21 protein-coding genes and 1 pseudogene are annotated in these 25967 nt (G+C 35.5%); 17 read left to right on the top strand and 5 right to left on the bottom strand.

Annotation, left to right across the window (positions count from 1 at the left end):
• Positions 1-32: 32 nt before the first annotated feature.
• The gene (locus I2490_RS01165; protein WP_206457952.1) at positions 33-596 is read right to left on the bottom strand and encodes a hypothetical protein; all 564 of its coding nucleotides are present in this window, start codon (positions 594-596) and stop codon (positions 33-35) included.
• Between the two features lie 441 nt (positions 597-1037).
• Between I2490_RS01165 and I2490_RS01160 the strand changes: the two genes are divergently transcribed.
• Together I2490_RS01160 and I2490_RS01155 are read left to right on the top strand one after the other, a co-directional pair.
• Entirely contained in the window at positions 1038-1367 is a 330-nt protein-coding gene (locus tag I2490_RS01160; protein WP_206457951.1) for a hypothetical protein, read from the top strand.
• A 31-nt stretch (positions 1368-1398) separates the two neighbouring features.
• Entirely contained in the window at positions 1399-1971 is a 573-nt protein-coding gene (locus I2490_RS01155; protein WP_206457950.1) for a hypothetical protein, read from the top strand.
• Positions 1972-2119: 148 nt separating this feature from the next.
• On the opposite strand, the gene I2490_RS01150 is transcribed toward I2490_RS01155, so the two are convergent.
• Complete coding sequence (locus tag I2490_RS01150; protein WP_206457949.1) at positions 2120-3160, bottom strand: hypothetical protein; 1041 nt, start codon at positions 3158-3160, stop codon at positions 2120-2122.
• 269 nt (positions 3161-3429) lie between these two features.
• Positions 3430-4636: pseudogene (locus I2490_RS01145) on the bottom strand (IS110 family transposase).
• 298 nt (positions 4637-4934) lie between these two features.
• Between I2490_RS01145 and I2490_RS01140 the strand changes: the two are divergent.
• From I2490_RS01140 to I2490_RS01120, 5 genes are all read left to right on the top strand, one after another.
• Positions 4935-5273, top strand: a complete 339-nt coding sequence (locus I2490_RS01140) for a Smr/MutS family protein (protein WP_206457948.1) — start codon at positions 4935-4937, stop codon at positions 5271-5273.
• A gap of 202 nt (positions 5274-5475) precedes the next feature.
• Positions 5476-7359 (top strand): molecular chaperone HtpG, encoded by a 1884-nt coding sequence (gene htpG / locus I2490_RS01135; RefSeq protein WP_206457947.1) that lies wholly within the window; start codon positions 5476-5478, stop codon positions 7357-7359.
• 150 nt (positions 7360-7509) lie between these two features.
• Complete coding sequence (locus I2490_RS01130; RefSeq protein ID WP_206457946.1) at positions 7510-9120, top strand: ABC-F family ATP-binding cassette domain-containing protein; 1611 nt, start codon at positions 7510-7512, stop codon at positions 9118-9120.
• A 224-nt stretch (positions 9121-9344) separates the two neighbouring features.
• The gene (locus I2490_RS01125) at positions 9345-9872 is read left to right on the top strand and encodes a hypothetical protein (RefSeq protein ID WP_206457945.1); all 528 of its coding nucleotides are present in this window, start codon (positions 9345-9347) and stop codon (positions 9870-9872) included.
• Complete coding sequence (locus I2490_RS01120; RefSeq protein WP_206457944.1) at positions 9869-12055, top strand: LTA synthase family protein; 2187 nt, start codon at positions 9869-9871, stop codon at positions 12053-12055. The genes I2490_RS01125 and I2490_RS01120 overlap by 4 nt, the downstream gene beginning before the upstream one ends.
• Here the strand turns inward: I2490_RS01120 and I2490_RS01115 are convergent.
• Positions 12018-13751: a ferrous iron transporter B gene (locus tag I2490_RS01115; RefSeq protein WP_206457943.1), complete on the bottom strand. Its 1734-nt coding sequence runs from the start codon at positions 13749-13751 to the stop codon at positions 12018-12020. The genes I2490_RS01120 and I2490_RS01115 overlap by 38 nt on opposite strands.
• Positions 13748-14032 carry a FeoA family protein gene (locus I2490_RS01110; protein WP_206457942.1) on the bottom strand — a complete coding sequence of 95 codons (285 nt, stop codon included), beginning with the start codon at positions 14030-14032 and terminating at the stop codon, positions 13748-13750. The genes I2490_RS01115 and I2490_RS01110 overlap by 4 nt, the downstream gene beginning before the upstream one ends.
• 87 nt (positions 14033-14119) lie before the next feature.
• On the opposite strand from I2490_RS01110, the gene rmuC reads away from it, so the two are divergent.
• The 10 genes from rmuC (at position 14120) to I2490_RS01060 (ending at position 25689) form a co-directional block, all read left to right on the top strand.
• Positions 14120-15403 carry a DNA recombination protein RmuC gene (gene rmuC, locus I2490_RS01105; protein WP_206457941.1) on the top strand — a complete coding sequence of 428 codons (1284 nt, stop codon included), beginning with the start codon at positions 14120-14122 and terminating at the stop codon, positions 15401-15403.
• Between the two features lie 2 nt (positions 15404-15405).
• Positions 15406-16104 carry a metallophosphoesterase gene (locus tag I2490_RS01100; protein WP_206457940.1) on the top strand — a complete coding sequence of 233 codons (699 nt, stop codon included), beginning with the start codon at positions 15406-15408 and terminating at the stop codon, positions 16102-16104.
• 58 nt (positions 16105-16162) lie between these two features.
• On the top strand, positions 16163-17329 hold the full coding sequence (locus I2490_RS01095) for a phosphopentomutase (RefSeq protein ID WP_206457939.1): 1167 nt from the start codon (positions 16163-16165) through the stop codon (positions 17327-17329).
• Between the two features lie 9 nt (positions 17330-17338).
• Positions 17339-18643, top strand: a complete 1305-nt coding sequence (locus I2490_RS01090; protein ID WP_206457938.1) for a pyrimidine-nucleoside phosphorylase — start codon at positions 17339-17341, stop codon at positions 18641-18643.
• 26 nt (positions 18644-18669) lie between these two features.
• Positions 18670-19416: an IclR family transcriptional regulator gene (locus tag I2490_RS01085; RefSeq protein ID WP_206457937.1), complete on the top strand. Its 747-nt coding sequence runs from the start codon at positions 18670-18672 to the stop codon at positions 19414-19416.
• A gap of 313 nt (positions 19417-19729) precedes the next feature.
• Positions 19730-21088: an amidohydrolase family protein gene (locus tag I2490_RS01080; protein WP_206457936.1), complete on the top strand. Its 1359-nt coding sequence runs from the start codon at positions 19730-19732 to the stop codon at positions 21086-21088.
• Positions 21089-21118: 30 nt separating this feature from the next.
• Positions 21119-22513: a YfcC family protein gene (locus I2490_RS01075; RefSeq protein ID WP_206457935.1), complete on the top strand. Its 1395-nt coding sequence runs from the start codon at positions 21119-21121 to the stop codon at positions 22511-22513.
• Positions 22514-22526: 13 nt separating this feature from the next.
• Entirely contained in the window at positions 22527-23684 is a 1158-nt protein-coding gene (locus I2490_RS01070) for a M20 family metallopeptidase (protein ID WP_206457934.1), read from the top strand.
• Positions 23685-23943: 259 nt separating this feature from the next.
• Complete coding sequence (locus I2490_RS01065) at positions 23944-25101, top strand: HD-GYP domain-containing protein (RefSeq protein ID WP_206457933.1); 1158 nt, start codon at positions 23944-23946, stop codon at positions 25099-25101.
• 75 nt (positions 25102-25176) lie between these two features.
• Complete coding sequence (locus tag I2490_RS01060) at positions 25177-25689, top strand: metal-dependent hydrolase (RefSeq protein WP_206457932.1); 513 nt, start codon at positions 25177-25179, stop codon at positions 25687-25689.
• Positions 25690-25967 lie beyond the last annotated feature (278 nt).

The following is a 25967-nucleotide window of genomic DNA, read 5'->3' as shown; positions in this document are numbered from 1 at the left end:
ATTATTTTAGGAGGGCAAATCACTTATGAACTTTAATGTCTTTTCCATAGAGATAATTCTGGATAAGTAAAAGGGGGTGAGTAATTTTTATCATGATTTTCTATCCATTTGTTTATTTCTTGTATTTCTTCTGCTGTTAAATTATTTGAAGAAATAGATTCAGAACATACCTCTCCGTATTCTTCCCATACAACTTTAAATGACACCTTAATAATGTTTTTATCTTTAAAATAAAAATACCAACGCCTTTCACCGATAAAGAAATGCCTGTCGCTATTAAGGTACCAATCGATATCCATTGTATCAATTTCATCATTGTCCTTATAATATATTTTACCAATTATATAAGGAAATAGATCCATATTTAAAGCTCCTTTATATGTAAAATATGGTGTAAGACTGTCTTTTTCAGGGATACAGAATTCCCAATTATCACTTTTAGCTATGGTTTGTTTTGAAGAGATAGAAAACACATCGGCATATGTAGAAGTAATGTTAAAAAAGCCTGAAGCAAATAATTGTATGAGATTAATAATAAAGAATATAAAAAATATTAGTGTAACTTTTTTTAGAATACTTTTGTTTTTGTTTGTCATAATTAGTTCCTCCATTTATTTTATTACTTGTTTCATTGAAACGAAATGGGTATAATTCTACGACAATTATTTTCAATAATTACATAATATTATATATTTTAGATATTTCAAGTATAATTACAATACTTTTAAATTATTAATACATATTTATACTTTATACGTGATTTAAAAGGGAAAGAAGTAGTGCTTCTACTGATTAAATTAAAATTAAATGTAAACAAACAAAAGTCCTTCTGTATGTATGGAAGGGCTTTTGTATCATTTCGTTATCTTCTTCTATTATTGTTATAAAAATCTATAATTAGAGTTATCTAGTATTACTAATTGGCCAGCTTGATAATTTATTTAATATAGGATAAACTTGGAGGCAAAGAATATGAAATATATGGTAGTAATTATACTATTAGAAGATAAGCTCAGAAATTGAGAAAGGTTAACTTTATGATGAATTTTATTAAAAAATGGAAGTATTGGATTATAGCTTTAATAAGTACTTTGTTATCTGTTAAATTCAATGGGTTTATACATATAAATTCTCAGCAAATTAGTGGAATGAATACTTATTCGGGAGGGCTTCCGATTACATGGTTTGAATTTTATTATCCAGAGGGCACTGATTTAACATTTAGCTATATAATTAATAATTGGTGGGGACATCACTTTATTCAATTAGGAGCAATGTTTCTGAATGTAGCTCTCATTGTTTTTATTATTCATATAATAAAAGAATTATTCATTAAATTCATCTCTAAAAATTCAAGTAATTCTTAGGGAGAATATACCCGAAGGGGAGAGGGGTTATATGAAACGATGTATTGTTTTATTATTGTTAATATTGTTTTTAGCTATTTTTTCACATTACTATTTTGAGCCGTCATTAGAGCTAATAAGCTCGAATGTTACGATTCTTAATGATAAAGAAGTAGTGGGTTCTATAGGTATTAATGTAGGTGAACAAAAGGAACGAGAAGTTGTCCCAACTGCATTGTATTACGAATTTAAAATTAAAAATGTTGGTAATAAGAATATTAATATTAATGACACTTATGATTTAAAGGTGAAGCTTGAACCGAATAATAAATTAAAGGAAGTATCGGAAGAGACAGTTGGAATTAATATATTTGACCCATCTTCTTATATGGCGACTGGTCTAGGATATGGGGAATCGTCTTCTTATGATTTTATGAAAAAAGGAGAAGAAGGAGAGGTTACTTTTACATTTGATTTAGGCGTAAGTGAGAGAATTCCAGAAGTAAGACTTATTACTCCATCAGAGGAAAAGTTGGAAAAACTATTGAACTATGCTTTAGATGCATCTTTAATTGTAATATTTGAAGATGAAGAAATAGCACGTTTTAACTTAAATGAAAAATAATACTATATTTTATGATTTAAATATATGTAAGAGGACGAGTTATGAACTTAAATGTCTTTTTCATAGAGATTATTCTAGATAAATTAAATTTAAATGTAAACAAACAAAAGCCCTTCTGTATGTATGGAAGGGCTTTTGTATCATTTCGTTATCTTCTTCTATTATTGTTGTTATTATTTGGTCGGCAAGGATCACAGCAATCATTGAAATTATTATCTCTGCATGGGTCGCAGCAAGGATCACAGCAAGGATCGCAAATGCATTGACAATCATCTTCTTCCTCTTCTACTTCCGGATTGTATTTGCTTTGGATTTGATTTGGAAATAGTTGAGGGAAGCTATCGCAAATTGAAGAGGATTCTGGTAACAATTGAACATAACCAGTAGAAAGTACGCAAAGCTGAACAGGAACTATGATTTTCTTTTCACAAGTAACACATAACGCGATGATCAGATTGGCTTTTACTGTACCGTCTGGGCAGATGGTTAAATCACGGCCCATATTATTGGTTGCCAGTCTTGTTTCGCATGCTGGATTACAGAATTCAGTAAAGCGTGGAAGGAATGCACTGTTTTGTGTAGATGGGATACAAAGTTCAAAGAAGTTTGTAAGTAACAGCGGAGCACATTCCTGTGCAATATTTACCTTAGTGTAAACAGTAAAGGTAACTTCATGATCATATCTGTCACAGAGTAACAGATCCAAATATACCATTACATCACCAGTAATGGAAATGTTTTGTGTACCGAAAATAGGGGTTCCCCTGCCCTTATCATCACAATCCTGAGTATCTGCATAAACAATTTTTTCTGAATAAGTACCGTCTGGACCTACAACAGTTACATCGTCGCCGTTTGCACATTTAATAAAGGTTCCGCCTGAAATTGTCGTATTGATATTTAGCTTTAAATTAGTAGGGTCTTCTACGTTTTGAGGGTTGAAGGCTCTTTTACAGCGAATATCTACAATACGTTTTAAGCGGTGGCCTCTAGGAATTGCTGGAGTGAAGCATTGATTGTTGACTGTTTTTAACCCTTGAAGATTAAACAGTACAGCATCAAAAACCTTTTGTACATAAATCGGCTCCGAGACAACGTTGTTTAAATTACCGTCGAACTCACACATATCGTGTCCGTTGCAGCAATTTGAAAAGAGGTCCGGCGATATACGTCCACCGAAACAACTCATATATTTACCTCCTTTTTTTGGTCAATTAAGTAATTGGTTTCACAGATAGTATATTCAAACACAAAATATGTGTTACGGATTCTAGCTTTCTTGGCAATAAAAATATATAATAAAATTATAAAAAACGTAAATGTACAAGTTAATTAGCCTGCAAATAAAAAGTCAATAGTAAAAAGTTGATTTTTTTCAAAAGTACAATGAGGAAATATGACCATCACAAAAAGACCACCGGATATGGCTGGTCTGAAATAAGGGTATGTATGTGGTAATTACTGCGGAAGAGATGCTAAGTATTCTTTCACTCGTCCATAGTAGATACGTAAGAACTTATTGGCACCTGCTAGTCATGTAGACATAATAAGGTTTACCTTGAGCACGTTTCTTGTCCATAAATAGATACACGGCATCATCCTGTGGCTTATTTTTGATAAGAGCGTCCATGACCTGAAACAAAGTTTTACGCAAGGTAGAAGATCCTCTTTTGGAAGCATGAACACTCTTTTGTTCATAGGTTCCAGATTGATTTACACCTGGATCGACACCAGCAAATGCTGTAATGGCGCCTTTGTGAGTAAAGCGTGTAACATCTCCAATTTCAGCAATTAGCTGAGGACCTAGAGACGAACCAACGCCTTTCATTTCCATGACGATAAAGTACTCTGGCAGTTTAGATGCAGTTTCATGCATTAAAGAACGAAGTTGTTCCACTGTTTGAGAGGCGATATTTAGCTGTTCTACAGCCTGTTTAACAATCAGTTTGGTTAAGTCATCTTTAGGAAGTACGGGAATAAGCTCCTTAGCTGCACCATAGATTTCTTCAGCTTTTGATTTACTGAAGTTGTACTTCTTTCTCTTGCACCATTTCTGATAATGGTCGGTGAAAGCATTTAGAGACATTTTACGAACACAGTCCACATGCCAGTATGTAGTGGCGAAATCAACCCATTTCTGACTACCATCATTACGGGCAGGGCTATCGAAGTAAGTATTAACACCTGGATAGGTTTGATCAAGAATGCCGATAAAGTTGTTTTTCATAGCCGTTTTGTGCTTTATATAGAAACCAAACTGACGGTTCATTGTTTTTAACTGATTGCGTATTTCATCCATAAGACAATACTGTTTCAAATCAGTCCAGCTGTCAAGAGCATAACGAGCTATTTTAACAGCATCTGCCTTATCAGACTTGACTTTACGGAGAGAATTATCTCCGAAATCTTTAATAAGTTTTGGATTTACGGCACTTACGAAAAGATTTGCCTGAGAAAGCTCATGAGCTAATGGTTCGTAATAACGACCAGTATGCTCCATGACAATCCGTGATTCACCTTCAATGGATTTGATTTGTTCAATTAAGAAACTAATTTCACTTGAAGTGTGGTGAATCTCAAAAGGTGAAGAAACAATCTCACCATATGGGCGGAGAATAGCAATCATGCTTTTGCCCTTAGAAACATCAATACCTACTGCGTTCATAAATTTGTCACTCCTATAGATTATTGCAATGGATAAACACCAGTTTTACTCATTGCCTATTCCATCTACTGTGGTGTGACCCGAACGTACTGTAGGAAGCAGTTCAACCTGCATAAAACGAACGCTGCGAATGAGGAGCTGGTTAGCAGTCTAATTTACGGACGCGAAGTCCAAGAAAGGAAGACGCCATACCTATTGCTCCATACATTCTAACAGCTTAAGCAACAAGATGGATAGTGACCTGACTGGCTGTCAAGCACATTAACCATAAATATATTGTAGTAGAAAGATAGGGAAAATGGTTAAGGTAAAAGAAATAAATTTAGAACGTGGATTTCCTACAGTGGATATGGCAATTCGTGATATGGTAGGGAAGCTAGGTACATATAAAAGGCAGGGTTATCGTGCGTTAATTCTCATTCATGGGTATGGTTCTACTGGTGTAGGTGGGAGTATAAAGGTGGCTGTTCGTACCAAATTGAAAGAATCCAGTTTAAGCGGCTTGGTAAAAACTTATGTAGGTGGTGAAGATTGGATCAACCGAAAAAAAGAATGTGTGGAATTCTGTAGCCAGCTTCGTGATTTTGAATCTCGTATCTATGGAAATAATGGCGTAACGGTTGTTTTACTAAAGTAATTTAGATAGCAAATTTCTATTAAAAGAAACTTGATTTTTATGAATTAATGATTTATAGTAATGTTAGCACTCTGATAAAGTGAGTGCTAACATTACTTTTTTCTACCTCAATCTTATATGATTGAAGAAGCGAAAACCCGTCTAATATAGGGTATGAAAATTTATCCGAGGAAATCGGGGAAAAATAAGGGGGCATATACACATGGCAAAAAAGCAATTTAAAGCAGAATCCAAACGACTTTTGGATTTGATGATTCATTCCATTTATACCCATAAAGAAATCTTTTTGAGAGAATTGATTTCGAATAGCAGTGATGCAATCGATAAACTATATTATCGTGCACTGATGGAAAACAACACAGGATTTTCTCGTGAAGATTTTACAATTACAATTGAACTGAATAAAGAAAACCGGACATTAAAAATTTCCGATAATGGCATTGGAATGACAAAGGACGAGCTGGAGCAAAATTTAGGAACGATTGCAAAAAGTGGCTCTTTAGCATTTAAGAAAGACAATGAGCCAAAAGATGAAATTGATATCATTGGTCAATTTGGTGTCGGATTTTATTCTGCATTTATGGTAAGTGAAAAAGTAAGTGTAATCAGTAAAGCATTTGGTGAAACTGTAGCATATTGTTGGGAATCAACTGGTGCAGATGGATATAGCATTGCAGAATGTGAAAAAGAAAGCAATGGTACAGATATTATATTAACCATAAAGCAAAATACAGAAGAAGAGCATTACGATGAATTTTTAGAGCCGTATCGCATTAAGGAGTTAATAAAGCGTTATTCCGATTACATTCGTTATCCGATTCATATGATGATGGAAAAGCATCGTTTAAAAGAAGGAAGCGAAAATGAGTATGAAGATTATATGGAATTAGAAACTTTAAATAGTATGGTTCCAATTTGGAAAAAGAATAAAAGCGAATTAAAGGAAGAGGATTACCATACGTTCTATAAAGAAAAATTTCATGACTTCATAAATCCAGCAAAGGTAATTCATACAAGTGTAGAAGGGGTATCTACCTACAACGCATTGTTATTCATACCGGAGAAGGCACCATTTAATTATTATACTAAGGATTATGAAAAAGGGTTGCAGCTTTATTCCAGTGGTGTTTTGATAATGGAGAAATGTGCAGATTTGCTGCCAGACTATTTTAGCTTTGTACGTGGACTTGTAGATTCTCAGGATTTATCCTTAAATATTTCCAGAGAAATGCTGCAGCATGATCGTCAATTAAAAGCCATTGCCTCTCGATTAGAAAAGAAAATAAAAAGTGAGCTACAGGCAATGATGAATACGGAACGTGAAAAGTATGATGCGTTTTTCGAAAGCTTTGGTTTGCAATTAAAATATGGACTTTATGAAGGCTTTGGAGCAAATAAGGATACGTTAAAAGATTTAGTCTTATTTTATTCTTCTTCAGAGAAGAAAATGGTTACTTTATCTGAATACGTTTCTCGTTGTAAAACAGAACAAAAATACATTTACTATGCTTGTGGAGATACAATTGAACGTATTGATAAATTACCGCAGATTGAACTGTTGAAAGATAAGGGGTATGAAGTCTTATACTTAACTGCAGATATTGATGAATTTGCATTGCAAGTACTTCACGATTTTGATGATAAGGAATTCAAATCTGTATCAAGTGGCGACTTGGAATTAGAAGAAAGTAAAGAAGAAAAAGAAGCGGCACAAAAGCAGACGGAAGAAAACAAAGATTTACTAGATTTCATGAAGGAAACTTTAGGTGATAAAGTATCGGAAGTACGTTTGTCACAGCGACTGAAGACGCATCCGGTTTGCTTAACCAGCGGCGGAGATTTGTCGTTAGAAATGGAAAAGGTAATTAATGCACTTCCAAATGAGCAGAAAATCAAAGCAGATCGTGTTTTAGAAATTAATGCAAAACATCCAATTTTAGAAGCCTTAAAGGAATCATTTTCAGTAGACAAAGAGAAAGCGAAGACTTATACAGAGTTGCTTTATAGTCAGGCACTATTAATTGAAGGTTTTACATTGGAAGACCCGGTTGCATTTTCGAATGCCATCTGTTCGCTGATTGTTTAAGCTTTGTATTGCAATTAGAATAGGATTTTAAGTTGCACCCCTTATGAAAGATATGGTATCATAAGGGGTATGCTTTTTTTTAGGAAGTAAAAATGAAATGAAAATCGGCAAAAACCGAACGATATAGAAAAATCAGGAGGACAGAAAAAAATGATTACAGTTACTAACGTAAGCTTGAATTTTAGCGGACAAGCTTTATTCAAGGACGTCGATCTGAAATTTACACCGGGAAATTGTTATGGCATTATTGGTGCGAATGGTGCTGGGAAGTCAACATTTCTACGTATCTTATCCGGAGAGCTAGAGCCTTCTACTGGAAGTGTATCTATTCCGCCTCATGTACGTATGTCTGTTTTAAAACAGGACCACTTTGCTTACGATGAATATACAGTATTAGATACCGTAATCATGGGAAATTTAAGACTTTACCAAATTATGCAAGAAAAAGATGCGCTTTATGCAAAAGAAGATTTCACCGATGAAGATGGTATAAAGGCTTCAGAATTAGAAGGAGAATTTGCAGAGCTAGATGGATGGGAAGCAGAGTCGGATGCCAGTCGCTTGCTTCAAGGTTTAGGGCTTTCAAATGATATTTTATATAACCAGATGGATTCGTTAACAGGAAAAGAAAAGGTAAAAGTTTTACTTGCACAGGCACTTTTTGGAAAGCCTGATATTATATTACTTGACGAGCCGACGAACCATTTGGACATACAGGCAATTGATTGGCTGGAAGATTTTCTTTTGGATTATGAAGGAACGGTAATTGTTGTTTCCCATGATCGTCATTTCTTAAACACCGTTTGTACAAACATTGTTGATGTTGATTACGGCAAAATTAAAATGTACGTTGGAAACTACGAATTCTGGTACGAATCCAGCCAGATTATGCAGAAAATGATTCGTGATCAAAATAAAAAGAATGAAGATAAAATTAAGGAATTGCAAAACTTTATTCAACGATTCTCTGCGAATAAATCAAAATCAAAGCAAGCAACCTCCAGAAAGAAGCTGATTGATAAGTTGACCGTAGATGAATTACCGTTTTCATCCAGAAGATATCCATTTGTAGGATTTAATATGGATCGTGAGGCAGGGAAAGAAATTTTAACGGTAGACGGCATTAGCAAAACCATAGATGGAGTAAAGGTTTTGGATCAAGTTTCCTTCCGTGTCAATAAAGATGATAAGATTGCATTTGTTGGTGAAAATGAAATTGCAAATACAATTTTGTTTAAGATTATTATGGGAGAAATGGAGCCGGATGAAGGAAGCTACAAATGGGGGACTACTATTACTACCTCATATTTCCCGATGGACAATTCACAATTCTTCCAAGATTGTGATTTAAACTTAGTACAATGGCTAGGACAATATACGGAAGAGACTACAGAGACCTTTATGCGTGGTTTCCTTGGACGTATGTTATTCTCCGGTGATGATGTATTTAAACCGGTAAAGGTTCTTTCCGGAGGAGAAAAGGTTCGTTGTATGCTTTCTCGAATGATGCTTTTTGGGGCGAATGCATTGGTACTGGATCAACCAACCAACCATTTGGATTTGGAATCCATTACAGCTGTTAATAATGGCTTGATTGATTTTAAAGGAAACCTGCTTTTTGCGTCTCATGACCACGAATTTATTCAGACAATTGCAAATCGTATCATTGAATTTACAGAAGAAGGAATGTTGGATCGCACTTGCACTTATGATGAATACATTCAAGAACAAAGAGATCGTGCTTTGGCAGCTAAAAAATAGGTATAAAGAATAGTTGGATACAATTTCACATATTTGTTATATACACGTAAAAAAGAGAGAAGAATGGAGTCTATAGTAAAAAGATTCCATTCTTTTTGTTATTTTGCTGTCGAAACTACTTTTAAAATGATGAAGGTTATGTGAATTTGTCTTGTTTAAGTTGATTCATACCTCATAATGTTATATAATTATCAACGTCATAATTCAAGAAAAAGAGGTTATTTATGGAACAAAATTCATTAAATATATGGTTAAATAAAATAAAAAATTGGTTCTTATTAAAAAAAGAGTTGATTGGAATCATTGGTATTATCGCAGTATTAGCGGTTCCACTAAAATTATTATTTTTTTATCAATTCATGTCGGTGCAGTCAAATTTCTTGTTAATTTGGGTGATTACAGGATGCTTGATTTACTTATTGTTTTCATCTTTTAAAAATAAATGGGTACCAGCATTTATTTATTTGATTTTTACAATTTTAATGTTTGCAGACGTTGCTTATGCAAGTTTCTTTAACCGTTATTTATCGATAAACATGTTGGGTGCCGCAGGATTTTTAGGTGATGTAGGAGAAAGTATTAAAGCAGTACTAAAACCGAAGTTTTTTTTGCTTTTTATAGATAACATCCTTATTTTTATCGCATTGTTTTGGAATTTAATATCAAAATCAAAATTAAATGATTCTATAGATCTTAAATTACAAGAAGCAAATAAAGAAGAAGAGGGAATGGAAACGGGGCAGGGAGAATGAATTTTTTTAAATTCTATCATACTTTTTTTAATAATTTAACGGATTTCTTTCGCACAGTAGGGGTACGTTTTTTACAAGACTGTAAAAAATTGAAAGGGACGACTAAAAAAAGAATAAAGATTATAATAATATGGATGCTGGCATTATTGATTCTTATGAATCCAATTGCCAGTCCTTTGCTTACATCTATAAATAATCAAGAGTTTTTTTCTTATCATATTCGAGACGGGATTGCTGGATTAACCGGAGGTGTTTTTGGACAAGAAAAACAGGAATATTATTTAGCAACCGGTACCTATGAAAATCAAATCAATGGTCCGCTTTTCGGTGCGGCGAAAGGAAAAAATCTTATTCTGATACAAGTGGAAGCATTGCAGAACATTATGATTCATGCATCCTATAATGGACAAGAATTAACACCAAACTTAAATCAGTTGATTAAGGAGCAGGGTAGTCTGTATTTTGACCATTATTATCAGCAGCTGGGAAGCGGAAATACGTCTGATTCTGAATTTGTTACAAATAATTCTTACTTAGGAAGTATAGAAAGCTATACCTATCAATTATATGAAGATAACTATTTTAAAGGGCTTCCATGGATTTTAAAGGAACAGGGGTATCAGACAGCCGTATTTCATGGATATAATAAAACCTTTTGGAATCGAGAAAATATTTATCCGAAATTAGGATTTGACACATTTGTAAACAGTGATGTTTTAAAAAGTGATAATATAATCGGCATTGGAGGTGGGAACATAACTGGTATCAGCGATGCCGCTTTTTTCCAACAATCAATTGAAACATTAAAAACAATGCCACAGCCATTTTATAGTTTTCTAATTACTTTATCCAGTCATCATCCCTTTAAGCTGCCAGAGGAATTATCTCAAATAACCTTGGCGAAGGAGGATGAGGATACCCTTTTCGGTGATTATATCAACAGCATTCATTATGCAGATCAATGCTTAGGTTTGTTTTTAAACTTGCTGAAAGAGAATGGACTTTATGAAAACAGTGTAATTGCTTTGTATGGAGACCATTTTGGATTGCCGCAAACAGACTCCGACGTGCAAAAGCAGGTTAGCAAATTTCTAGGATACGATTATAAATTGAATCACATGATGAATATTCCACTGATTATTCATTTACCAAACAGTGATATTAATGAAACCTTTTCCCTTGCAGCTGGCGAAGCAGATTTTTTACCAACAATCAGTTATTTACTTGGATTGGAACGGCTGGACACCCTATATTTAGGGCAGAATCTTCTTACAGCTAAATCAGGGTTTGTTTTTGAGCAAACTCATTTACTGAAGGGATCTTTTATCAATGATAACATAGTGTTTGAAATGTCAAGAGACGGTGTGTTTTCTCATAGCAAAGCGTGGCGTGTTGACGATGGAAGTGAAGTCGATGTAACTCCGTTTGAACAAGACTATTTGAAAGCAAAACAGCTGGTAGAGTTGTCAGACTTTTATTTAAAGAATGATGTGCTTCGAAAAGCTCTTTTAGAAGGATTAAACATTGATGAAATTATAAGTGGTACGGTATCCGAAACAAAGAAACCAGAATACGTATACACTGCAACTACAAACGATCTGAAAGAAAATACTGAGTTAAACAAAATAGTACAGTCGGAAGAGGAAGTTTCTATTTTGGTTACTCCTTCTTCAGATTGGCAAGAGCAAGACGAGTCAAAAGTATTTTTCATGGATTTAATCTCATATATGCATGAGCATAAAAATGTAAGGGCATTAATAAACTTAGATGAAAATGCCATTTCTATGCTGCGTTATCTAAAAAATGATCAGTTGGATATTAATAACAATGATGCTGTAACAGCGAGAAAAGAAGTTATCTCTCGTTTGATTCCAGTGCTTCATAGCTTTGATCTCTATACAAAGACAGAGTATGAGGGATTTAAGGATGTTATTGTAACCTTGAAAAAAGATACCTATACCATTCCTGAAATTAAGGATTTTTTAGATCAAAATCATCCATGGGCTGTAGCCATTGATGTTGATAATGCAAAAGAAGAGAATTTGGCTTATGTACTTAAGAGAAACAGCAATTATGTTTATGGTTATGGAACAAACAACATCAATTATGATGATAAAGCTTTAAAGGAATTAGGATTTGATGGATTTATAGTAAAACCTGTGCAAGAATCGCTCCCGTACTAAAGGATAAAAAGATACTACTTAACCAGATTAACATGCTTTGTAAAGGCGATTGCTCCTTAATTAATACCGCTAAGGATGCAAAGCAAGGGACGAAAAGGGTTACAATGGTAAGTACAATGACAATTTGTGGTTCACTAAGAAGTCCGTCTGATACCATAGAATAGAGGTGAGCTGCACCTAAATCTTTTTTAATCATACACATGAGAAAAAGACCAGCTGTTTGAGGGGGCAGACCCAAGACAGATGTAGTCAGCGGTTCAAGACTCTGGTAAAGTAATGCAAACCCATTGAAATAAGAGAGAAGCGAAAGCAATATACTGCCCAGGACAAACATGACTCCTGCATCGTGGAGAAAATGATTTGTTTTCTGGGCGGTTTTTTTTATTAAATTTAAGAAAACCGGAGTTCTCAGCGGTGGAAGGATTAAAAACAATTCAGATGACGTACCGGGAAGCAAATGATTCAGAAAAAAACCAACGAAGAAAAACAGAGAAAAGACAGTGCCCAAGTAAATCAATAGTGACTGGAAGGTTAATTGAGATGAAATGGCTAAAAGAATAGCAAATTGAGCAGAACAAGGTATGCCGATGCAAAGAAGTGCCGAGGCTATAAGCCGCTCCCTTTTAGTGCCTAAAATTCGTGTTGTAATCAGAGCCATGGTTACGCATCCAAATCCTAAAAGCATAGGAATAATAGCTTTGCCGTTTAATCCAAATTTGGAAAACCATCGATCCATTAAAACTGCAACACGACAAAGGATTCCACAATCTTCAAGAAGGGAAAGGATAAAGTAAAAACCTGCAACAAGAGGAAGGAGCAATCCGAATAGATAAATTGGTACCATTGTAAGCAGCCCATATTCACCTAGAAGTAAACAACTTATAAATGAATCATCGGAAAAGCAAGGGTTCAGTAATCCTGTAATCCAATTAAAATAGCAAGTCCCCATTAAGAAATCTTCTGTGAAATTTATCACTTCTTGCGCAAGAACTTTTCCAATGATAAAGTAAATAACGGATAAAATAAAAATAAGAAATAGAAAGCCGAAAAATGGATGAAGCAATAAAAGACCAAGGCCGGAAGCTTTGTTTTTTTGGATTAAGTAATTAGATAAAAGACGGTTTACTTCTTTTCTGCGAAATCGATTTGCTTCTTCATTGTAAGATGGAGAGTTAAAAAAATGATCCTTCCAAGAATATGGCACAAAAGGTTGTCCGATACTCCCTCCTTCAAGAATTTGATGTTTCATCTGTAAAATCCCGCTTCCTTTACGTCCGGATACGGCGACTATAGGAACACCCAATGTCTTTTCTAGAGCCTCAAAATCTATGTAAATGTGTTTTTTTTGTACATCGTCCATCATGTTTACTAGAAGTATCATGGGCTTTCCCAAATCAATAAGCTGCAGAGTTAAAAATAAGTCTCGATGAAGCTGAGTGCCATCTAAGACATTTACAATCATATCAGCTTGAAGTACTGCATCTAAAGTAACACGCTCTTCATCGTTATCAGAAGACAATCCAAAAACACCAGGAACATCTAAGACACGGAACTGTTCGAACGTTCCTTCCGTCACTTCTACGGTTGTCCCGGGAAAATTAGATACTTCTGCATAAATTCCTGTAAGATACTGAAATAATACAGATTTTCCTACATTTGGATTTCCAACTAGTATAAGTAAAGGTTTTTCTTTCATTTTAAACCTCCGATTTTAGAAAAAGATGCTTTAATGGGAATGGTTCTTATACTCTGTGCTAAGAAGTAACCGATTGCGACTTGTTGATTTTCAATTAATACGACAACGGGGCCATGATGGAGTTTTTCCAAACAAAAAATACAACTGCCTTCGGTCATTCCAAGACGGATTGCCTGAAGTCGAATGTTTGAATTCGGAATTGAGAGAATTTGTACATATTGATTTTTTTGTATTTGTGAAAGAGGAAGCGAAAATCCAAAGGATGTGTATTTTTTTTTCATGTGTTCTTTGCTCCTTTATGCTATACTATATGTATGGTATAGAATGCATATTCAAGCAATTGATTGAAATAATACGTAGGAGGAAAGATGGAAACGTTTCTCATAATTGGTATCGTTTTATTGTTTGGTGTTTTAGGAGCTTTTGCGATTTTAGGAATAAAACAGGAAATTAAAAGCTCAAGGCAAGAAACAATGCAATACATTCAAAGCAGTTTTCAAAGTTTGGGAGAACTACTGAATGCAACACAAAAGCAAAATGCAGAATTACAAGATAAACGGTTAGCTGAATTAACCGGACAGCTTTCAGAAAGAGTTGAGACACTTCAAAAAACAGTCAATGTGATGTTAGGACAATTAGATAACCGCCTAAAAGATAATTCAATGCAGAATGAACAAAAATTAGAAAATATTAGAACTATGGTAGAATCACGTTTGTCTGCTTTGCAGGAGGATAATGGAAGGCGTTTGGATCAAATGCGTGCAACGGTAGATGAGAAATTGCAGAAAACTCTAGAAGATAGGATAGGACAGTCCTTTCAGCTTGTGAGCAATCGCTTAGAACAGGTGTATAAAGGACTGGGAGAAATGCAAACCCTTGCATCCGGTGTCGGAGATTTAAAGAGAGTTCTTTCTAATGTAAAAACGAGAGGTATTTTGGGTGAAATTCAATTAGGATCCATTTTAGAGCAGATTCTATCTCCGGAACAGTATGAAGAAAATATTGTAACGCGAAAGGGCAGTACAGAACGAGTTGAGTTTGCCATCAAGCTACCGGGTGAAAACGAAGAAGTGGTATATTTACCAATTGATGCGAAATTTCCGGCAGATGCGTATTCCAGATTGATGCAGGCTTATGAAAACAATGACCGTGTTGAAGCAGAGTCAGCTGGTACAAATTTAGAGCGCACAATAAAGACCTTTGCAAAGAGCATTCGTGATAAATACATAGAACCACCTCAAACAACGGATTTTGCAATCATGTTTCTTCCTTTTGAAGGATTATATGCTGAGGTGGTAAGAAGGGGATTAATTGAAACACTGCAAAGAGAATATAAAGTAAACATTGCAGGTCCAACGACGATGGGAGCATTACTTAACAGCTTACAGATGGGATTTAAAACATTAGCAATTCAGAAGCATTCCAGTGATGTATGGAATGTTCTTGGTGCGGTAAAAACTGAATTTAATAAGTTTGGAGAGGTATTAGCGGCTACGCAGCAGCGTATTACGCAAGCCAATGCGGAGCTGGATAAATTAGTCGGAACGCGCACTCGTAAAATTCAAAGTAAGCTTCGCAATGTGACGAGTCTGCCGGAGGATAGCAGCCGCATACTTTTAGACATTGATTCTACAGAGTTTGGAGAAAACTAAGAATGAGCATATTTGTTATCGGTGACTTGCATTTATCTTTGTCCGTAGATAAACCAATGGATATTTATGGTGGACAATGGTTAAATCATGTAGAACGAATAAAGGAAAATTGGATAAAATTAATTAAAGAAAAAGATACTGTTATTATTCCGGGAGATATTTCTTGGGGCTTACGTCTTGAAGAAGCGATGGAAGATTTAAAATGGATTGATGAATTACCTGGGGAAAAAGTATTGTTTAAAGGAAACCATGATTTATGGTGGAATTCGATTGGAAAGTTAAATAAACTTTTTGATCATTTAACTTTTGTACAAAATACTTACTATGAGACAGAAACACATCGTATATGCGGGTCAAGAGGGTGGACCTGTCCTGGTGAAGTTGGATTTACTTCTCAAGATCAGAAGATTTATCAAAGAGAACTTGGGCGTTTACGGCTTTCTTTGGAAGCATCTGCAAAGAATGGAGAGAAAACAAAAGATATCATTGGTGTTTTGCACTTTCCACCAACCAATGAAAAACTAGAGCCATCCGGATTTACCGATCTTTTTGAAGAATTCGGAGTAAAGAAAGTTGTTTATGGTCATTTACATGGAAAAGAAGCATATAAAAATGGGTTACAGGGTATAAAAAATGGGATTGAGTATATATTGACTTCGTGTGATAAATTAGAATGTGTTCCTTTTCAATTAGAAAAATAAAAGTAAGAAGAGTAATTTATCACATTTTAAAGATTAAGTAAAAGGAAAGAGGGATAGAATGAAGCGTGTAACGTTGATCGTGCTTGATAGCTTAGGTGTTGGAGAATTACCGGATGCAGCGGAATATGGGGATCAGGGAGCGAATACTTTAAAGCATATTGCAGATGCAATGGTGAATTTTCATATTCCAAATCTTGTAAAGCTTGGACTTAGTGAGATTGATGGGATTTCTACGCATGAAAAGAACGTGCAGCCTTTGGGTGCATATGGACGTCTTGCTGAGAAATCTAAGGGGAAAGATACTATCACCGGACATTGGGAAATAGCAGGACTTTTAACAGAAGTTCCATTTAAAACTTTTCCAAAATTTCCCGATAATTTTATGAAGGACTATGAAAAAGCCATTGGACGTGGTACACTAGGTAATTATGCAGCTTCTGGTACAGAAATCATTAAGGAGCTGGGAGAAGAACATAAGAAAACGGGAAAACCAATCGTATACACATCAGCTGATAGTGTATTTCAGATTGCAGCAAATACGGATGTCATTCCACTTGAAGAACTCTATCATTATTGTGAGATAGCAAGAAAGATGCTTGTGGGAGATGTACAGGTGGGGCGTGTTATTGCGCGGCCATTTATTGAAGAAAACGGTGTCTATACAAGAACTACTGACCGAAAGGATTATGCGGTTTCTCCAAGTGGGAAAACAATCTTAGATCATGTAAAGGATTCAGGAAAGACAGTTTATGCAGTGGGTAAAATCAGTGATATTTTCAATAACCAAGGAATCACTGGATCTGTGCATACTACTGGAAATATGGATGGAGTCGATAAAACAATTGAAGCATTGAAGCAAGAGTTTGAGGGGTTTATATTTACAAATCTTGTGGACTTTGATTCGATGTACGGTCATAGAAGAGATCCAAATGGATATGGCAAAGCAATTGAAGCGTTTGATCGAAGACTTCCTGAAATCATTGAGGCTATGGGAGAAGAAGATATTTTAATACTCTGTGCTGACCATGGGAACGATCCTGTTCATAGTGGCTGGGATCATACGAGAGAGTATGTTCCGGTTCTTATCTATGGCAACGCAGTAAAACCAGGTATAAATTTAGGAACCAGAAAGTCTTTTGCAGATATTGGAGCTACCATTTCAGAGTATTTACAAGTAGAAACAACTGAAATCGGAAGCAGTTTTTGGGATAAGATTAAGGCTTGAGGTATGATTATGAATATGAATGACATTATTTTTAAAAAGAGACAGGGGAACGTACTAACACGTAAAGAAATTGAATTTTTCATTTCGGGTTATACGAAAGGGGAGATTCCGGATTACCAGGCGTCTGCGTTACTTATGGCAATCTTTTTTCAAAAAATGACTGATGAAGAAACTTTTTACTTTACCGACGCAATGCAGCATTCCGGCGATGTCATTGACTTATCCTCAATCAAAGGGATTAAAGTAGATAAACATAGTACCGGCGGTGTTGGCGACAAAACAACCTTAATTGTAGCGCCGATTGTTGCTGCTTGTGGTGTGCCAATTGCTAAAATGTCGGGAAGAGGCTTAGGATTTACAGGTGGAACTATTGATAAGCTAGAATCCATTCCTGGTTTTCAAACTTCATTAGAACCAGAGGATTTTGTAAAGCAGGTTAATGAGATTGGAATTTCTGTCATTGGACAGACAGCTCATATTGCTGCTGCGGATAAGAAGCTTTATGCACTTCGAGATGTGACGGCTACGGTTGATAACATTTCCTTGATTACATCAAGTATCATGAGTAAGAAACTTGCCGCAGGAAGTGATGCGATTGTTTTGGATGTAAAATGCGGAAAAGGTGCCTTTATGGAAAGCATAGAATCAGCGGAACATTTAGGTCAATTGATGGTAAGCATAGGAAAGGCTGCCGGAAAGAAAACCATTGCCGTTATTACCGATATGAACCAACCACTTGGAAATGCAGTCGGAAATAGTTTAGAAGTACAAGAAGCAATCGATACCTTAAAGGGAAATGGGCCGAAGGACATTGAAGAACTTTGTTTGCGTTTAGCTTCCTATATGCTATTAGCAGGAGAAAAAGTAGCCACATCGGATCAGGGTTATGAAATGGCGGTAAAAGCTCTTAATAGCGGTGAAGCATATAAAAAATTCATAGAGTTCGTAAAACGCCAGGGCGGTGAAGTTTCTGAAGGAAAAAAAGAAATTCAACTTCCAAAAGCAAGCTATGAAAGAAAACTTATTGCCAAAGAAGAAGGGTATCTTTTTGAGGTGGAAGCAAAACAAATTGGGATGGCATCTCAGCACACGGGTGCTGGTAGAGAAACGAAAGAAGATTCCATTGACCTTTCAGCAGGTATCTTAGTTCATAAAAAAATTGGTGATTACGTTAAAAAGGGTGACTGTTTGGCAACTGTCTATGGAAATGTTGAGGAAAAAATAGAGAAAGCATTATTTGAAGCAATAAAAGCATTTTCTTTCTGCAAAGAGCCGATTGAAAAACTGCCTTTGATAAAGAAGATCATTGAATAAGAAGTGGAGAAAGGACAATCGTATTCATGGAAAAAGCAACTGCCATTGAAAAAACACTTTTTATATTAAACGAATTTACTAAAAGACCATATTCTTACACTGCAAAAGAACTTAGTGAGCGATTAGGTTTTAGCAAACCAACGGTTCATCGCATTTTAAATGTATTAGAGGAATTTCGTTACATTCGTCGTACTTATAATGGAGAGTATACGATTGGATATAAAACTTATCAAGTTGGTATGATTTATGCAAATCACACAGATGTTTTTTTAGAAATACGGAGAATTATTGATGAAGCAGCTCGAAAAACTGGTGAGCAGGTAGGCTACGCTGTATTGGAAGGAACTGATGTAGTAAGTGTCTACGAATCACAAACTCAAGATTCAAGAATTCGTTATATAGCCGGTGCTGTTTACCCGATTAATGCAGGGTGTTATGGAAAGGTTTTGATGGCATTTTCACATTCGATAGATGAACTTCGTCAAATAATTCCATCATTAGAGCTAAAAAAAGTATCGCCGGGAGCCATTTTAGATCCAAATGCTTTGTTAAATGAATATGAAAAAATTATAGAAAGAGGATATGCAGATAGTACAGATGAATACTTGGATGGTACCGTTGGACTGGGTGTTCCAGTCTTTCATAGTGATGGGAGCATTCATGGTTGTATCTCTTTAGGAGCAATTAAATCAAAGTATTTTGATGAAAATAAAGAAAAATACATAAAAGAATTATTTGCTGCAGCAAAAAAAATTGGTCCCTTTTTGCTGTAGGTTATTTTGTTTGTATGTGTGTATGTATGTTAAAAAAATTACAGCTAGATGAAATTATTCATCTAGCTGTAATTTTTTTTATTAATTATATAAAGCTGGCATCGAAAGGAATTTAGGGATTTCTAGTGGATGATAAGGTATAAAGAGTCTGATAAATCAGTTTTATTTTATTGACGCGTTTGCTCTCAAGTGTTATACTACAGGAAAGTCCATAATATTGACTTTATTCCGCAATATGGACTAAGCCGATTCGCTATGAAATGACACATTGTGAAAGGCAAAACAAGTATATTGTATAAGAAAGGAGGATATCATGTTAGACATACTCATTCAATCCGCACAATATCCGGATTATGAGAAAGGTAAAATGGTCAATGGCGACATTGGTATTAAAGACGGAAAAATTTTAAAAGTTGGCCGAATTACGGAATCTGCAAAAGCAATCATTTCTGCAGAAGGCAAAATTGTTTCTCCTGGTTTTATTGACATCCATATGCATGAAGAGGACTTCATCAATGAAGGTGAGAAATACGTTATTTCAGAAATGATGCTTAAAATGGGAGTAACGACCTGTTTAGGCGGAAACTGCGGCTTACAGCATCAGAGTGTTAAAACCTTTAAAGAGAGCATTTTACGTTTGGGTGGCAGCCCTGTAAATTATATGCTACTTGCAGGCTATAACAGTATGCGAACTCAATATGAAATTGATCGCTATACGAATGCACCGAAAGAGGTAATTGCAAAAATTTCTGAAAAAATGAAAGAAGAAATAGCAGATGGTGCATTTGGAGTTTCCTTTGGTTTGGAATATGATCCGGGAATCACTTTTGATGAGGTAGTTTCTGTCTTAAATGATCAAAAAGATGACGATATCTTTGTTTCCATGCATTACCGTGAGGATTCTGCCGGTTCTCCGGATGCCATTCAGGAAATGATCAAGATTGCAAAAATTTCTAAGAAAAAATTCCAAATATCTCATTTAAGCAGTTGTTCTGCAATGGGTCAGATGAAGGATGCACTTAAGGAAATAAACGATGCAATCGCAGAAAATCCGAAGCTGGATTACGACACTTATCCTTATAATGCGTTTTCAACACATATTGGATCAGCTGTTTTTAATGAAGGCTGCTTTGAACGCTGGAACAAAAGTTATGAAAGTATACTTTTAACCGATGAGCCTTATAAAAATCGCTTCTGTGACAAGGAGTTGTTTGAAAAAGCTCGCAAAGAGTATCCGGAAATGCTTGCCGTTGCGTTTGTAATGAATGAAGAAGAAATAGCCGCAGCTATTTCCAATCCACATGGAATGATTGCAAGTGATGGTATCATTAATAACGGGAATGGACATCCTAGAGCAGCAGGAACATTTCCAAGAGTACTCGGAAAATATGTAAGAGAGACCAAATCTATTTCTATGATTGATGCATTACGGAAAATGACATTAGAACCAGCAAAACGTCTGGGACTTAGCAAAAAAGGCCAAATTCAAGAAGGTTTTGATGCGGATATTACTATATTCGATCCCAAAACCATTCAGGATGGGGCAACATTTGAAGACATTACAATTGAGCCTACAGGAATCGATTTGGTGCTTCTAAATGGACGTATTGCATTGAAAGATGGAGACGTCATCAATGATCGACTTGGCCGTTTTATTTCTTCGAAGTTTTAAAAGATTATATCTAAAAGAGGAGGCCTAAAGATGGAAAAGAAAAAGAAATTACAGGTACCGCATGTATATGTTTTATTAATTGGAATTATTTTGATTTGTTCAGTGCTTACTTATATTATTCCGGCAGGGCAGTATCAAATGATGACTCTTGAAAGTGGAAGAGAAGTTGTTGACGCAACATCTTTCCAAAATGTCGCAAATACTCCAGTAGATATTATGGGATTTCTTTCTTCGATACCGCGAGGTATGATTGAAAGTGCAAGCATTATTTTCTTTATTTTCCTTGTGGGAGGTAGTTTTACCGTCTTACAGGATACTGGAGCAATTGAAGCAGGGCTTGGTCGTCTTACGAAAGCTCTTTCCGGAAGTGAAATAGTAATTATACCGGCAGTTATGATCGCTTTTTCCTTAGGAGGAGCAATTATTGGTATGGCTGAAGAAACATTACCTTTTATCCCGATTATGGTCAGCTTGGCAATTGCAATGGGGTTTGACTCGATGACGGGAACTGCGATGGTTTTATGTGGAGCGGGTTGTGGATTTGCCGGCGCTTTCATGAATCCATTTACAATCGGTGTTGCACAGGGGATTGCGGGTCTTCCTTTATTCTCAGGAATGATGCTTCGTGTTGTGCTATACATTTGTATGTTGATTATTACTATTACTTTTGTTATTCTGTATGCAAGAAGAATTAAGAAAAACCCACAGCTTTCTTCAATGTATGATGTCGACATTGCACGTGAAGATAAGCTGGATCTTTCAAATCTACACGAATTTGGTGGAAGAGAGAAATTGATTTTATTGGTATTTGCAGCATCCATTGTTCTTTTAATCTTTGGTGTTGTAAAGTATGGTTGGTATATGAATGAAATTGCAGCTCTCTTCTTAGGAATGGCTATGGTAGTTGCTGTAATTGGACGTATGGGATTCAATGGATTTGCTAATTCTTTAGGAAAAGGAATGGCAGATGTAGCTGCCGGCGCTTTGATCGTTGGTTTTGCAAGAGGAATTCTTGTTGTTATGACAGACGGTAATATTATTCATCCAATTCTTAACAGTGCTGCAAACTTCTTAGGACAACTACCTGGAGCTGTAACTGCAATTGGTATGTATATTTTCCAATGTTTGTTAAACTTTATCGTTCCTTCTGGCAGCGGTCAGGCTGCAGTATCGATTCCAATCATGGCACCGTTGGCAGATTTGGTTGGAGTTACAAGACAAACTGCTTGTTTGGCATTCCAATTAGGAGATGGTATTTCTAATATCTTCACACCGACTTCAGGTTACTTTATGGCTGGATTAGCATTAGCTAAAATTCCATGGACCAAGTGGGCAAAATGGATTTTACCACTAATCTGCATACAGTACTTAATAGGTGGTATCTTTATTGTTATTGCACAAATGACGAATTTTGGACCGTTCTAAAAAGGAGTTTATTATGAAAGAGCGTATTAAAAAAAATGTGAAAGACTATCTTGATGATGCCTTTCAAATAGCAAATTATTTATATGAAAATCCAGAATTAGGCTATCAAGAGGTAAAAGCTTGTAATGCGCTTTGTGATGCGTTTGAACGATCCGGATTTGAAGTTTTAAAAGGAATTTATAATATTCCTACTGCTTTTAAAGCTACGTATGATAGCGGCAAAGAAGGACCGACATTAGCTTTGTGTGCAGAGTATGATGCTTTGCCGGATATTGGCCATGGATGTGGACACAATTTGATTTGTTCTATGGCGTTTCTTGCTGCTACTGCTTTAAAACCAATTCTTCCTGAGATTGGAGGAAAGGTAGTTGTTTTTGGAACACCTGCGGAGGAAACCAGTGGTGCTAAGGTTGCGATGGCTGATCAAGGTGCGTTTGATGATGTTTCGATTGCAATGATGGCACATCCTGCTCCTGTTTCTGAGGAAAGTGGTTCTTCATTAACACTCATTCCTCTTCAATTTCAATATTATGGAAAATCTGCGCATGCAGCAGCATGTCCGGAAGAGGGAATTAATGCACTTGACTCTTTGATACAACTTTACAATGGAATCAATGCTTTGCGTCAACATGTGCCAAATGATGTACAGTTTCATGGCTATATATCAAATGGTGGGTCTGCACCAAATATTGTACCGGATTTTGCAGAAGCACGCTTTTACATTCGTGCAAAGAAAAGGGCAACAGCAGAAGCAGCAGTTGAGCGAGTAAAACACATTGCGGAAGGTGCAGCTCTTATGACGGGTGCTCGTTTGGAGATTTCTTCATTTGAAGAAACTTATTATGATTTAGTAACCAATCAAGCATTATTGGAAGTGTTTACTGCAAATCAAAAGTCATTAGGTGATGATGTTAGACCAGCACAAGAAGGAATTGGTTCTTTGGATTTAGGAAATGTAAGCTATAAAGCACCTTGTGTTCATGGATGGATTGGATTCGGTGATTCCTCTCTTATTATACACTCTCGTGAATTTGCAGCGAAAACTGTAACGGAAGAGGGGCGTGATCTTTTGTATCGTGGAGCTTGCGCAATGGCTTTAACTGGATATGATGTAATTACTGATAAAGAACTTTTATCACGTATTCGTGAGGAGTTTGAATCGGTAAAATAATTAAGAGTTAGATTAGAAATAGCTTATAGTATTCACTCATAGTAGAATGTAAAATGTTGGAGTGCTTCTTGTAAAAATAGAATGCACTCTGACATTTTTGTTTTTGGAATATTTATCATGAATGAAGTATTTGACACAAAAATCTTGGAAGATATAAGAAATAATGGTACAATAAATGTAAGACTTGTCGATATGTAATATCTACTTAAAAGGTTATTTACTGAGTACAGTATTCCATTTTGTCAGATGGAGGTGGATTATGGAATTGAATCATTATCATTATAAAAGAGTCAAAGAAATAATTCCCGGAGATATTCTTTTACATCCGATTTATCGAGGCGATGGTTTACTTTTAATTAATCGGTACAAGGCGTTAAATGTGGATTTAATATCAAAGATTCGACAACATGTTTCACCGTCTTTTTTTGTTTTGGTTGTTGAATCACAATCGAATTTGGAAGAGTTTCTTTCAAGTCGAGAATATGAGGATATTGAATATTATAAAAAATTGCTTTTGATTGTCAATCAATACAATGAAATTAGTACAATACCAATGAAAATGGATTCTTTTATTGGAGAGGATATGCAAGTAGTTGCAGGACAGATCATTAAAAAAGTGATCGATGACAATGATAAGAATTATTTTGAAAAGGTTTTATTTCAGGTTCCTTCATTTAATGCTTTTGAAAAAAATATTGAATCTGAAATGGCACGTTCTCGAGCTGCCTCAATCAAAAATAAATTGACCTTATTAATTCGACAGAGCAAAGATTTGCAAAGTCAGTTTCTGAGAATAAAAATGTATAAGGATATTTTCTTTATACATAGCGTAAATACTGCAAGTATGTCATTGATGATAGGATTATGCTTGGAGCTCTCAGAGGATGAGTTAGTTGATTTGGCAATTGCAGCGTTATTTGCAGATATTGGCTATACAAAAATATCAAAAGAGACCTTTAATGAATATCTGATTAATAAGGAAAGCAATCGGGATGTCTTACTTGAGCATAATAAGTTGTTGTTAGAATTGGCAATGAAAACTGAAAAATTAAGAGAAGAAGCGATTTTACATGGAATTATAGATCGCCATGAAAATTATGATGGATCTGGTTTCCCATGCGGGAAAAAAGGTAAAGAAATTAGTCTTTTTGGTAGAATTATTCATATTAGTCAAGCTTACGATGAACTAGTGGGTGGATATTCCGGAACAATTCTGACACCAAGAAATGCGATAAAAAAATTGTGGCTTGATGCGGGTAATCAATTGGATGCCGATATCTTGAAATTATTTATTTATCGGACTATTTTTTATAAAGTAGGACAAACTTCAATTTTAGAAGATGGAAGGCAAATTAAAATTATAGGTTTTAAAGATTTTATAAATGACCCAATTTCTCCAATTACTCATGTAGAATAGGAGAAAGTATTAAAAAGGGAGTGATTAAAAATCATTTCTTTTTTCTTTAGGACATCATTAGAAGAGGCATAATAAATGAATTATATGACACATGCATTGGGAGGCGTTGCTGCGGGGCTGACTATTATTACAACCACAGGAATTCATGATCCCATTCAAAAGACAACCGTGATGACAGGAGCTGTTTTAGGATCATTGTTTGCGGATATCGATCATCCCAAGAGTTGGATCACACATAAAGTACCAGTTGCGGGTACAATTATCTCAGGTCTGTTTAAACATAGAGGTTTTTTACATACACCGTTATTTATTGTTATTACATGGGCATTTGTATCTATTCTTATTCCAATGTGGCTAAAAGGAACAGAGGAACTTTATCGAACGATACTTTTTTTTAACGGATTCATACCCGGTATGTTATCACATTTGATATTAGATACACTTAATGTGCAAGGTATTATGTGGTTTTTTCCGATTTCAACGAAAAGAATCAATCTTTTATCCATCCGAACAGGAGGATTCGGCGAGGCAATTATTTGTGCGGTGCTGGGTGCTATGCTTTTTGGGCAGTATAAAGGGATCTTTTAATAAGGCAAAAGACTTGCATATAATAATATTATATGATATATATTAAATAAGAAAAGGATTACCGCTTTTCGCATGGCGGCAGATCCTAAATACAGTGATTTATTCAAAAGCCGTCTAAACCGAAAAGGATTAGGCGGTTTTGCATTTAGTTACGCTTGTGCAAGCACAAGGAAATAATGGCTACAATTAATAATCCAAACTGAAAGAGTTCGCTATATGTAATCATAACTATCACCTCCTTTCGGAAGTGACCAACCGCCAAACGGTAATCCTTACCA

It is taken from the genome of Anaerovorax sp. IOR16 (assembly GCF_017168145.1).
Lineage (GTDB): Bacteria > Bacillota > Clostridia > Peptostreptococcales > Anaerovoracaceae > IOR16.
The sequence above is the reverse complement of the archived record's forward strand: the minus strand, read 5'-3'. Positions and strand labels throughout refer to the sequence as shown.